At 54.9% G+C, this 13324-nt stretch carries 8 protein-coding genes; 3 read left to right on the plus strand and 5 right to left on the minus strand.

The annotated features are described in order from the left end of the window. Positions 1–42: 42 nt before the first annotated feature. From ROO76_04710 to ROO76_04730, 5 genes are all read right to left on the minus strand, one after another. Complete coding sequence (locus tag ROO76_04710) at positions 43–1077, minus strand: hypothetical protein (protein MDT8067448.1); 1035 nt, start codon at positions 1075–1077, stop codon at positions 43–45. Between the two features lie 95 nt (positions 1078–1172). Then, complete coding sequence (locus ROO76_04715; GenBank protein MDT8067449.1) at positions 1173–2483, minus strand: 6-bladed beta-propeller; 1311 nt, start codon at positions 2481–2483, stop codon at positions 1173–1175. A gap of 14 nt (positions 2484–2497) precedes the next feature. Continuing rightward, positions 2498–3910 (minus strand): cytochrome c3 family protein, encoded by a 1413-nt coding sequence (locus ROO76_04720; GenBank protein MDT8067450.1) that lies wholly within the window; start codon positions 3908–3910, stop codon positions 2498–2500. Positions 3911–4213: 303 nt separating this feature from the next. Beyond that, positions 4214–4846, minus strand: coding sequence for a tetratricopeptide repeat protein (locus ROO76_04725; protein MDT8067451.1), 633 nt, complete (start codon positions 4844–4846; stop codon positions 4214–4216). 250 nt (positions 4847–5096) lie between these two features. Further along, the gene (locus tag ROO76_04730) at positions 5097–6044 is read right to left on the minus strand and encodes a 6-bladed beta-propeller (protein ID MDT8067452.1); all 948 of its coding nucleotides are present in this window, start codon (positions 6042–6044) and stop codon (positions 5097–5099) included. 771 nt (positions 6045–6815) lie between these two features. On the opposite strand from ROO76_04730, the gene rsgA reads away from it, so the two are divergent. The 3 genes from rsgA (at position 6816) to ROO76_04745 (ending at position 12657) form a co-directional block, all read left to right on the plus strand. After that, positions 6816–7886, plus strand: coding sequence for a ribosome small subunit-dependent GTPase A (gene rsgA / locus ROO76_04735; protein MDT8067453.1), 1071 nt, complete (start codon positions 6816–6818; stop codon positions 7884–7886). A gap of 228 nt (positions 7887–8114) precedes the next feature. Further along, positions 8115–11435, plus strand: coding sequence for an IPT/TIG domain-containing protein (locus ROO76_04740; GenBank protein ID MDT8067454.1), 3321 nt, complete (start codon positions 8115–8117; stop codon positions 11433–11435). Positions 11436–12048: 613 nt separating this feature from the next. Then, positions 12049–12657: a hypothetical protein gene (locus ROO76_04745; protein MDT8067455.1), complete on the plus strand. Its 609-nt coding sequence runs from the start codon at positions 12049–12051 to the stop codon at positions 12655–12657. Positions 12658–13324 lie beyond the last annotated feature (667 nt).

Here is a 13324-nt window from a genome sequence, read left to right on the forward strand (position 1 = left end):
TCCTTGGGGGAGGGAACCTCTCCTCCCCCAAGCCGAGACCAACTAGAACTGCGTGGTCACCGTCATGATTCCGGACCCTTCGTTCGAACCACCCGCGCCGGTGAAATGGCACTGGCGGCAGAACTGGGTGGCGGACGAAGCCGTGGTCGGATTCGTGACCGGAGCACCCGGGTTATACGGAGCCGTAATGAAGAAGTAAGTCGGATACGTACCCTTTACGCCCGCTGCCGTTCCGCTGAACGGATACATCGAGTGCGGAGTGTGGCAGGTGGTGCAAACGAGATAGGCAGTCGTGGCATCCGCTGCGCCGGTCGGGATCACAACCCCGGTGGTGCGGCCGCCCGATGGGTACTTCGTGGTCGACTGCGTGATGTTGAACGCACCGTAGTGGGCATAGAAAGCCAGGAACGCTGTATCGCCATCCTTCGGCTGCAGGCAGTCAACATTCGTGCCGTGGCTGCTGCAGGTTCCGGTGGATGCCGCAAAGAGCGTGAGGTGGCTCGCCACTCCTACTGCGCCGAGGGTTGCCTTCGGGCCGATTGGGTGGTCGTTGTTGTAGTTGCCGGCTGCGGTTCCGTCGGCGCCAAGCAGCGTCGGAATCGGCAGGCTGCCATAGGTGGCAGGCAGTAATCCCGTTGACTGCTCGTACGACTGGTTGGTCATCATCGCGCCTTTTGCGATGTTGCCGTCGTGGCAACTCAGGCACATCATGACGCCGGTGATCACGGCTTCCTGCTCCGGATCGGTCGTCAACATGCTCCCAGGCAACGTGATGTCATAAGCACCCTCTGCGCCAAAGTTAAAGGTCTTGGTGTAAAGGGGACCGAGGTCCTCACCCCAGAGAGCGAGGTCACCGGTGTTGGGGTCGGTTACGGCACCGCCTGTTGCAGCAGCGTTTCCGCCATTGCCACGAGCACCGCTGTGGGGGGCATGGCAGCCAACGCAACCGCGACCGCCGTTCTGGTGCGCGCCGAGTTTATCCACCCCGACGATACCAGTGCCCGATGTATAAGTTTGCGCAACCGCGAGACCTGCGAAAAGCAAAATGCAGAGCGCAACGATTGTCAGTTTCTTCACTGTATTAATCCTCCTGATGTTTCTTGCCAACTACTCGAAGCCCTGAGGTGTCTGGACCCCGCTTTGACTGACATCAACCAGCCAAAATCTATCCACTACGGTTCCCTCGGTTGCGGCGATGCCACCGCCGGAGTTCCATGTCCTGTCTCCGGATTTGCCTTAGGGCTTGCGGCCTTCTGCAGGGGTTTACTCTGCTCTTCGCCATCCCTGCGTAGCTTTTCGGCCCTTGCTTCCTCGTCCGTCGTGTATCGGAAAATCTGCACTCGCCCGGGATACTGCTCGGACGTAAAAACTCGATTGTTCTTGTCGATCGCCAGGCCCGCCAGCGCGCTGAACTGACCGGGCAACAGGCCATTGCCGCCCATGTAAAGCAACAAGCGTCCTTGCTGGGTGAAGACCTGGAGACGATCTTGGACCCCGTCGGCTACCCAGACGTGTCCATCGCTATCGATGGCGATTCCCTTGGGGCGCGCGAAATATCCGGGACCGTCACCCGGCTTGCCCCAGGTTCGGATGAAGTTGCCGTCAGCATCAAAGATTTCGACCCGGTCGTTCAGAGTGTCGGAAACGTAAAGGTTCCCGTCGCTGTCGACGGCCACATTGCTTGGCTTGGCAAAGTCCCCTGGGGTTGTCAGCGTGTGCTGCTTTCCGCCTGTCCCTATCTTGCGAATCAGCTTGTAAGGAGGATCGGCGTCGAAAACGAAAACCTGGTCCAGTTCCGCGTCGGGAACATAGAGAAACCGATTCTCGTTGTCTATCGCCAAACCGCCTGGATCTGCCAGGCCACTGCTGAAACTGCCTTCAACCTTGAAGTCTGGGGTGAAAACGATAATGCGATGATTGGTACTGTCAGAAACAAACAACCGGTCTGAGTCATCAATCGCCAGTCCGATGATCGTTCCAAATCGCGCGTGAACCCCGTTCTTGATCATCTCGAACTCGCCGGTTTCAGGGTTGACGACGAAAATGGCCGACACCTTCCGGTCCGCTATGTACAGGCGGTTCTTCGAATCAACCGCCATTCCGTACGGCATGATTAACTGGAAACGAGGTTTTTCCGCTGCAGATGTGTTGCCGACCGATATCCCTGCCAGTCGGTCCATCCACGATGCCTTTTGCGCCGGCTTATTTTGTGTCGTCTCTTTGAATCTCTCGCCGGAGAAATAGTTGATGTAACGGACACGGGTTATCGCCGGTGGATTTGGCCAGACGATCTTCGAATAGTCCAGCACGTCAAGGAAGGTCTTGTGCTGTTCGGCGGCCTGTTGTTTTTGTTTCTTTTTGTCTTTCTTGTCTTTCTTTTCGCCGTAAAGCTGGGGCGGTGTCGCTAAGAGGAGAACGAATATCGATATGACCGCCGCCAGGATTGCAATGAAACGCCCGACCTTCTGCACACTGCTGGACATCGTCAAGTCTCCCATTACTGCCCCCCCAGGTTTTTATGGCAGCTCGCACAGAACGCCATATTGTTGGCCTGGTCTTTCACAAGCAGCCCAGGTTGTGCTGAGGAATGCGGCTGATGGCAGGTTAGGCAATTGATTGGAACTCGAACTTTGGACACATCGTTCGGGTCCATCTGGTCAACTACGGGGTGACGGTCCACCGGATGGCCCACTCCGTACCTGAGAGGTAGCCGCGCTACCTTTGTGAAGTAATCGTCCGGCAACTTAACCTGACCGTTGAAAATCGTCACCAGGTGTTCATTCTCGATGCGCATCGGTTTTGCATCGGGACCGTGGCATTCAAGGCACAGCGCGTTCGGCGTTGCTGCCCGCAGCAGGTGCGCATTGTCTCCGCCGTGCGGTGTGTGACAGGTTGCGCATCCCTGTTCGAACGCGGGCTGGTGCAGATATTTCTTCTTGTGCTGTTCCGCCTGGTCAGCGTGGCATGCGAGACAAGCATTCACCGGATCCGGCTGCAGGAAGCCCGGAGTCTTACCGGCGTGCGGGTTGTGACACGCAGTGCACTCGCCCAGCGCTCCCGGATGCTGCACCTTCGCTTTTTCAATCTGTTCCTGCTTATCGCTGTGGCAGGTTAAGCAGATGGACTTCGCGTCCTCGGCCGTCAGTACCACTTTTCCGTCCTTCGCCGGCGAGTGGCACGTGTCGCACGACTTGTCCGCAAACGGCTGGTGTGTGAACTTCTGCATCAGCTTCGGGCGATCCGACTGGTGCGGGTTATGACACTGAATGCAGTTTGCGGTTCCGAACGGCTGCCCCTGGTGCGCCTTCACGAGGTTGGAATCGCTTACGTCATGACAGTCGAGGCAGAGGGCCGGAGTGGCTTTTGTGAGGTGGTAATCAAATTCCTGCTTGCCCGCTTCACCTGTTTTGTGAATAACGTGGCAGGTTTCGCATCCGCTGTCGAGTGCAGCGTGGCGGCTACCCTTTTCCGGGACGTTCTCGCCCTGGGTGTGACACGCGAGGCACAGATTCGCCTGCTTATCCCCAGAAGTTAGTTTGAGTAACTGGTTCTTGTTTGCGGATGTGTGTGGATCGTGACACTTGAGGCAGTCGCGGACGGCCGGAGGATGGATGCGCCCCTTCAATTCGGTGGGGTTCTTGTCTGCGTGGCACGAAAAACAGAGCGCCTGCGGAGTCGTGGTCGTTAGTTTGATACGGGTTACATCGCGGTTAACGCGGATCTCATGACAGCTGGTACAACCGGTCTGTACGGCGGAGTGCACGAATGCCGCTTTGGCTTTGTCGGCGTGGCACTCTATGCATTTCGCGGAATCGGTATTCTTATCGAGAGGAACAGGATGCTTCCCAGCAAAAAGCAGAACACTCCCGAAGATAACCGCCACAAAGACCAATGAATGCAAGACCTTCACTGCAAATGCTCCTCAACACCAAAGTGCCAGAACCCACAGGTAAATGCATTCGCATGGCCCTTCAAAAGGCAAGCTTTATAAATCCAGCTAAGTATTTGATTTCATTGGATAAAGCTCGGGACAGTCACATAATGGACAAAGAGAGAAGCGTCACAATGGTGGGGGATTTGAAACAGTGCCGCAAATGGGAATTAGCCAAATCCCCCACTAAAGATTTGTCCCTGAAATGGTGCATTTCGGCCATCAGAGCAGCCGAAAGTCCCCCATCCTCTGGGGAATGCGGACCAATGGGGTGGCTTGGTCTTATTTCGCGGCCAATTGCTGTTTGGCTGCCTCAATGAGGTGAGTGACCTGATCTTTGTGCTCGAAATTCGGGTTCAGTTTGAGGAGTTCCTCCCACGCGGCCAGGGCCCCGGCAACATCATCCTTCCCTTTCCACTTGATGATGCCGATGTTCAGGAGCGTGCCCGCGTGTTTCGGATCGTATTTCAGGTTCTGCTGAAGTTCCGCCAGAGCGCCGTCGGGATCGCCACCGTAAAACAGGCAAGAGGCTAGATTGGCGCGCACGACATAGTTCTTAGGGTCAAATTCGAGGGCCTTCCTGAAGTATCCGGCAGCTTCTTCGAACTGGTGAGTTCTCATGTAGATGCTGCCTGTCTGGATGAGCAGTTGAGAGTCGTTGGGCTTCTGTTTCAGCTTGGCGACAAGCGGTTCAGCCTGTTTGTCCGCCATATGCTTCATCTGCTCAAGGGTAGGCATAGCCCGGTCGGGTACGGCTTGTGCCGGTTGAACAATGGGGGCTGCGGCAACAGAAGGGGGCTTTGACCCGCGAATCATGTATCCGAGGGGAAGGCCTGCCAGGAGGCAGATCGCTGCCAATCCATACGCCTGTGCCGGGCCCCAACCGGTGTTTGAACTGTCAATGTCTCTGGCCATTGCCTCTTACGACTCCCTGCCGTCATCTGGTCGCACTGCTGCAGCAAAGGAAAGAAGCATTCCAGCTACCAAAGCCCAATCAAGGATCGGTTTGATAACTCTATCGAAATAGACAACTTACAATGAAAGACAAAGAAAAATGGAAATCGATTGTGCAGAATGACGGGGCATTCGACTCAGCGGGAGGGTCGTTTCACGCTGCAGGGGGAGGATGTCCGCGTTACACCTGTTCGGGGAGCGGCTCTGGAGCCTACGAACCGGACTCCAGAGAACTCAACTTGAACATCTGCACACGCCGATTCAGCGTATCGGCGACGTACAAGCGCCCGGCCGAATCGATGCATAGGCCGGCTGGACTGCTGAAATCTCCTGCGTTGATACCTGCCTGCCCAAGAATTCCCAGGGGCTTTCCGTCCGATGTCAGTATCTCTACCCGAGAGCCAACAGGATTGCTGAGGTAGATGTTGCCGGCAGCGTCCAATGCGATCGCAGTGGCGTGCACCTGCGGCGAATTTTCCTGGTTGGGAATGGGGAAACCGCCGAGGACATCGCCGTCAGGACTGAACACCAGAATGCGCGACCCAGAATTTTCGAGCACAAAAAAACGATTTTCGCCAACTGCGATCTGAAGTGGGTTGACGAACCGGCTGTTTTTGTCACGGAGTCCGCCGATGCGTCGAATCAGGCGACCGGACAGATCAAGAATGACGAGTTCGTGCATGGGTGCGTCGAGCACATAAATACGTTTGAGTTTCCGGTCGACCGCGATAGCTTCCGGATACTGAAACATGCTCTCGTCGGCAATCATGCCAATACTGCGCACGTAGTAACCCTGCGGATCGAATACCAGCACTAGACCCTTCTGGCTGTCGGCGACGTAAATATTATCCTCAGCGTCCACCGCCACGCTCGAGGGAGCGCGGAGACGAAGTTGCGGACCGCCGGCGATCCGAAACGAGCTACGCCCCTTCGGTTCCAGCACGTGGACCGCATGTTGCTGCGGATCGGCAATGATGAGCCTGCCCCGCGAGTCCGTTGTCACCATCGTGGGCGATCTCAGAACCCACTCACGGCCATAAGCGAGGGTAACGAGGTCGTCCCTGAGATTGCCGAAGAAGGTGTGTGCTCTTAAGCGTCGACTGGCATGTCCGGGCGGCTCGAAGTTTTCGACGACATCCTCGATCGAGTGCAGATCCATGAATTCCGGAGCAGGTCGCTTGTTCGAGGCATACGGTGAAATGAACCCAGGGGACGCGCCGCTGTTGCGTCCGAGAGTCCTTCGCGCTTTTCTAAAGGTACCGTCTGGCGCATAGAGGCCAGCAAAAACTGGAAGCTTGAACCTTGGTGTGATTACAGAGCCATCCGCAGGTGCTGGCGAGGAAGTCGCCGCGGCAACAGTTGAGAATGCGTGATCGGCCAATTGCTGAGAAGCAGAATCCTCTATACAGAACAGAATGCTGAAAACACAACACACACCGACACGGCAAAATGATCGAAGCATCACGGTCCTCCCCCGAGTGACGTGGCTTCGTCCCGTTTCAAAGACGAAAGAATGAATTTTGACGACTTAAGACATCAGCAAGTAAGCCACTGTTTTGAGCAGGTTGCAAGAGTACTTTGGAATTCGATGTTGGAAAATTTCTGATCTTGAGTCATTGCTCTGGATTCTCGAAACGGCCCCGACCATCGATTACCATCCAGAGCCCTGCCATCCCTTCGGCCTTGCGCCAGGATGCAAGCACGGTTGCGAGCGCCTTCGCGCCATGTCAGTCTCGCGGAATTGTCCCGCGCGCCGCGGGCTGCGGCACACGGCTCCACACGTCAGATCCCGTTTGACACGGCCGTTCGACCGCCCTAAACTCCATTCTTGATGACTGTCCTTCTCTAATTCGCTCCCATTGCGCGCCATCACCTTCCTGGGAACTACTGCGCGCGCATGATCGAGACCCTAACTTAAGGGAGATTAGAGATGCAGCTTTCTCTGCTGGGCTGGAGCCCAAGGTTCGCAGCCGCCTTCGCCGCTCACGCTTCCGCCGGACTCGTTCCCGGCCGCGTCGTTCAACAGTTCAACCACATCTACACCGTCGCCACCGAGGCCGGAGAGATCCGCGCCCAACTCTCCGGACGCCTGCGCTACCACTCCGCGGCGCACGAACTGCCCGTCACCGGCGACTGGGTCGCCCTGCGCGTTCCGCCCGACCAGGGCGCGGCGCAGGTCCTCGCCGTCCTGCCGCGACTCACTCGCTTCTCCCGTCGCGCCGCCGGAAAAGGCCAGCACGAGCAGGTGCTCGCCGCCAACCTCGACTACGCATTCCTCGTCTCCGGCCTCGACAATGACTTCAGCCCGCGCCGCATCGAGCGCTACCTCACCGCAGCGTGGGACAGCGGCTCGACTCCCGTCGTCATCCTGAACAAGGTCGATCTCTGCGACGATCCCGCTTCACGCGTCCGCGCCGTCGAGCAGGTCGCGGCCGGCGTCGCCATCCACGTCGTCAGCGCTTTGCGTGGAGATGGCCTGGGGGAACTCGCTCGATACTGCCTGCCCGGACAGACCATCGCTCTTCTCGGCTCCTCCGGCGTCGGCAAATCGACTCTCATCAATCGACTTCTCGGAAACGATTTGCAGACCACGCAGCCCGTGCTCCCGGATGGCCGCGGTCGTCACACCACCACGCGCCGTGAACTCCTGTTCTGTGCCGGAGGCGGAATGGTCATCGACACGCCAGGAATGCGCGAACTCCAACTGTGGGACGACAGCGAGGGTCTGCAGACGACCTTCGACGAAATCGAGACCCTGGCTCGCAACTGCCGCTACCGCGACTGCCGTCACGAATCCGAGCCCGGCTGCGCAGTGCTGGAAGCCGTTACTGCCGGCACTCTCAGCGCCGAAAGATTGTCGAGCCTTCACAAACTCCAGCGGGAAATCGCTTTCCTCGACCGTCGCGACGATCCCATGGCCGACCTCGCCGAAAGGCGCCGCTGGAAGGCCATCCACAAATCAGCCAAACGCTTCATGAACGAGTCGCCGAAATACAAGTGACGATTGCTTCAGGAACACACATTCTCACCATGGAATTCATCGCTGCCTCGTCCCGGCTTTGCTGCGGCAGGGGCGGTCCCCCCAAGGACAATTTAGATCTCTTATGTTCCATTTTCGGAACAAAAAAATAATCTCGTTTGAACTTTCCGGAGTTCTACTAAAGTGGCCACCGTTTAACAATCTCTGATTCCCAAAAAGGCTGCGACTTTTTCGAGACGGAGTAATTCGATGTGGCAAATATCCCGCTTTTCTCTTCTGGGCATTCTCCTCATATCGCTCACAGGAACCCTTTTCGCCGCAGTACCCACTATAAGCAGCCTATCGGTGACTTCGGGCACCGTTGGAACCTCGGTCACGATCAATGGTTCCAATTTCGGAAATTCGCAGGGCTCAAGCACGGTGACTTTTAACGGCGTTGCCGCAATTCCGACCAGTTGGAATAAAACCAAGATTGTCACGACTGTTCCACCTGATGCCACCACTGGCTTGGTAAAGGTGACAGTCAGCGGTACCGCCAGCAATGGCCTGAATTTCACGGTTGTACCCCACATCACTAGCCTCTCACCATCCTCTGGGCACACGGGAGATGCTTTGACGATCAGTGGGTCCGGTTTTGGACCTGTGCGCAACGCAAGTACGGTTGCGTTCGGCAGTGCGGGTGCCACCGTAAACAGTTGGGCTTCGGGAAGTATCGTCGTGGTCGTCCCGCAACAGCCGGGCTCCTCAGTGGTGGTCACAGTAAACGGAACAGCAAGCAACAGCACACAATTCACGCTCCTGCCCGGGCCTTCCATTACTGGACTGTCACTCACATCAGGTCCGGTGGGCACACCCCTGACGGTTTCGGGAGCGAACTTCGGAGGAACGCCGGGTTCGATAACGTTCAACGGAATGGCGGCCACGCCAACCTCTTGGAGTGACAGCAGCATCGGGGTAGCTGTTCCAGCGGGGGCAACTACTGGCAATGTTGTCGTCACCGCTTATGGGGCGCAGAGTAATGGCGTTCAATTCACGGTGACACCTTACATCGGGAGCCTTTCACCTATTTCGGGAACAGTGGGCACACCCGTGACCATAATGGGTACTAGCTTCGGTGTAGCCCAAGGAAGCAGCACAGTATCGTTCAACGGAACCCTCGCAATACCCACGTCCTGGGGCGATAACAGCATCACGACTCCTGTCCCAACGGGAGCGACCGCAGGAAACGTTGTGGTGACGGTCGGCGGTGTTCAGAGCAATGGGATTGCATTCACGGTAACTCAGGTAGCTCCGAATATCTCAACGGTGAGTCCGACAATGGCTCGCGTGAACGATGGCGTTTTGATTACGGGAACAAACTTCGGAGCCACGCAAGGATCAAGCACCGTCACATTCAATGGGACTTCAGCTCCCATTACAGATTGGGAGGATACCTCTATCACAGTAGGTGTTCCGAGCGGAGCGACGACAGGAAATATCGTCATCACAGTAAACGGGCAAAATAGTAACGGCATTTCTTTCACAGTGATGTCGGACTCCGCACCTTATATCGCCAGCATTTCTCCTGATTTTGGCGGTAAGGGGACTCCAGTAACAATCATTGGACTCAACTTTGGAGCAACTAAGGGATCGAGTTCTGTCACATTTAATAGTATGACCGCCAACACTCTAAGCTGGAGTGATACGGCTGTAACCGCCGCCGTCCCGGCGGGGGCGACTGCTGGAGATATTCTCATCAACGTAAATGGGGTTCAGAGCAACGGGATGGGGTTTAATCCTAACCAGTTGCAGGATGACACTGTCATTACCCCTGTTTACCAGCCGATTGCATCGACTGGAACAGACTCTTATATCCAAAAGAAGATGGCTGTTGGAATCGACGGATTCACGAGGTTCGTGACTGGAGACAGCACTTCTTCTGGCTACGATGATCAAATTGCGTACGTTCGCTGCCTCGATGCCGATTGCACCACGTTCCACACCGCCAAATTCACCATAGGGCAGTGGACCGATGCCTATGCGATTGCTCTCGGCCCCGATGGCTTTGCTCGTATCGCATATAAGAATTTTGGAAACGAGCCCCCAGCGGGTGCTGATTCAACTGTGGGACTGATCCAATGCGCAGATGACGACTGCACGTCTTACACAAACACGACCGTCGACGGCGCCAGTAATAATCAGATGTTGTCCATCGCTGTCGGGAGTGATGGCACTTCGAACATCCTGTATGACTACGGCAGAGACTATTGTGACTATTATCCTTTCCAGACTTACCAAGGAGTGGGGTTGGCGTCCTGTTCGCAAGGTGGTGGTTGTAGCTTGACACAAATTACCCCCGTTCACTGCTCATCTTCTATGGCTGGAACAATCACGATGGGTTCTGGCGGGAGTCCCGCATTCGCTTATGTCATTGAGGGAGTCTGGAACTACGGTGGTCAATACTGGGTTGTCCCGAATTCACTTCATTATTACTCCGATGGCAGCGACACCACGTTGGGAACCGCCGATTTGGCTTATGGGATTGTGGATATTGCGATGGGACCGGACGGTTTTGGTCGAATCGGGTCCTTTGCTGTCAGCGATATGTCGGGTAATCCGAGCAGATGGGTTGACTATATTCAATGCACGAATTCATCTTGCGGTGCGTACACAACTCAGCGGGTTAGTTCAACCTCGTTGGAGAGTCTGTCACTCACAGTACCGGATGACAATCAAGCTATCCTCGCTGCTGGCTCAAATGCATACGGTGAGGCGGACCTTCACTATATTCAGTGCTCGAGTGCTGACTGTTCGACCTACGACGATAATCCAATCCAAAACGACTGGTCCACAGGCGTGGGAGTCTCGATGATCGCAGGGCAGGACTCACAGTCTCGCATCGTGGCAACAGACTCCCAATTGCGGGTTAATCATGTACGTAAGACCGTTTCTGTGAAGATTACGCTCAGAAGCGGCAGTTCTCTCAACGCCTCGAATGATGATTTCGCTATAGGTACATACCTGACAGATTTTGGCACTACGCAATTGGGGAAATTTATATTTACTCGAGGTACTCAAATAGCAGGCTGTTTGAATGGAATTGAAGCAGTGGGGAAGCTGAGTTCTTCGTCATATCAAGGCAAGATAAAAATCCGCAGGCGTTACCTGGATGGGGCGTTGTGGGTTGATGGTCTGCCACAGAACCAATCACTGAGGAGTAATAGTGGTGATACTTCTCTTAATGCCTTCCGCGATGATGACCCGTACTCCGGAGGCTCGCAGGGTGTCGTGTATGACTTGGATGCACCGGGTCCTATTTCGCTGTTTGGTCCAATCATTAAGCGATCTAGGCAGAATTTTGTAGTGTGGGCGGAAATTCCAAATACCAGTGGTATACCGAACAACGATGAGACGCTAGATCATGGCGGCCCTTATGGTACTCGGGTCTCTCCAATGTACTATTTCTATGTCAGAGGGTCGTGCAGCTTTGCGCCGAATCTCGCGGCTCCCCCTCAATGGGACACTACTGTACCCGGTGACAACGAGTTTTGGCTCGGGAGAACTAACGTGAGTTCAGACCTAGTTCATTGAGGAAGAGCGTTATGATCAAAATCATTTGCGCAGTTTTGGTGTACTCACTGTTTCTGGTTTGCGCTCCTCTGTCTCGGGCGCAACAATGCAAACAGCTAGATAGTGCTACTCCCGACGAATGGCTTTCTTACTTGAATCGAGTAACGCGAGACGACCAAAGCAGGGAATGCATTTACTTTGCTCTCCGAGGACTCGATAGGATGCGCTGGGAGCCAGCGATAGGCACCCTAGTCAAGTTCTTAGATTTTCAACGACCTCTGAACCACTGGGAAAAAGTAGGAGAATCACATCCAGAAGGTCCCTACCCGGCGGTAGATGCGTTGACATCGCTTCGCCAGAAGGCACTACCAGCTGTGTTGACCGTCATGCAGTCTGATTCCGCGTCCGAGCTGGCAAGGCACAATGCCATGGTTGTCTGGATACAAGTGTATTGGGGCGAATTAGGCGATCTACCCAAGGCGGTCGCAATGTTGGCACAAGAGGTAGAAAAAGCTCCAACAGAAAGAGCTAAGCAACGTCTCAGAGAAGCACTTGCCGACGCAGTGAAGTACTGTCCTCCTGACGATAAGGCCAGATGCAAAGCGGCAAGTGAAACTGGAAAGGACACAGCACAATGACACGACGAGTCCTTCTAATTATTTCCGGAATCCTTCTCTCTTTTACTGCCCTTGCGCTGGGTCAAAACTGCGAAAAAATGCAGGGGTCTTCTGCGGACTCAGTTTCATATCTCACCAAAGCCAAGCCGGGACAGGAAGACGGTAATTGTGTGGCTGCGGCGATTAACAAACTCGGTGAGCAGCACGATGAGTCAGCAATTCCCGTGTTAGTAAAGTTCCTCGGTTTTCAGTACCCCGCTGGACCTCTGGGCAAGCGGAATCTCGAAGCTCGCAAGCACGGATTCGGTCCCACCTTCCCAGCAGAACTTGCACTTGAGAAGTTTGGCAATAGAGCACTTCCAGCGGTTCTGGAGCTTATTAAGAGCACATCGGCTTCCAGAGAAGCGAGGGAAAGCGCAGTTGCAGTGTGGATGAATTTCTATAAGGACAACGCCCCCACTGGAGTTGCTTTACTCAAGCAAGAGGCGGACAAAACTAAAGACCCATTTGCTCGTCAGAACTTGGGATACGCAGCTTTCCTGGCACAGTTGAACTGGTGCAGTCCTGAACAAAAAGCCCAGTGCAAAGCAGCGGCATTAGCGCATTATTCAAGCCCTCTGCAATGACCTAACGCTTTGTCTGTGCCCCATCTCTGCAGCGTTTCTTCGCAGATGTGGGGCCGTTCCCTGATTCGCCCTGTCAAGCGACCCACATCACAATCCCCCATAAAATATTCAGCGCACTCGGAATATAGTTCCAACCAAAACCTCAGAACTCATCCCTTGATTTGATATAATGTATTCGGACAGAGTCCATCAAGCGGCGCCCCTAGTGGGCGCCGTCGCTATTTGGTATCCCATTCGTTTGGGTGCCCCATTCAAGCCCTCCTTTGGCTTGAGTGGGGTAGTCGATCTTTCTCAACCCGCGCACCGTCGATGTCAGCTCCTGGCTTGGTTCCTTTTGGTATTGCACTCACCACGGCCAAGTCGTTCCAGCATTTTTCGTGTGGGTTCGCTCTAACGAAGAACGAAGAACGAACCACGAACAACCAACTGAGAACTGAGAACCGCGAACTGAGAACTGGAGGAAGATGTGCGCCTTCCACTTCCCAGGATTGAAATCCTGGGCTACAACCAGTCGTCGCACGGACTCGCTCGCGTCGTTGATTTTGGTTTTGGTTTTTAACTGAGAACTGAGAACTGAGAACGGAGAACCCGGTCTTTTACGTCCGATAACTCGCAGTGGAAATCACATTTTTCGCGCGCAAAATCCTGAAAACAAACGCTCTCAGGA

The organism is Terriglobia bacterium, assembly GCA_032252755.1.
Lineage (GTDB): Bacteria > Acidobacteriota > Terriglobia > Terriglobales > Acidobacteriaceae > JAVUPY01.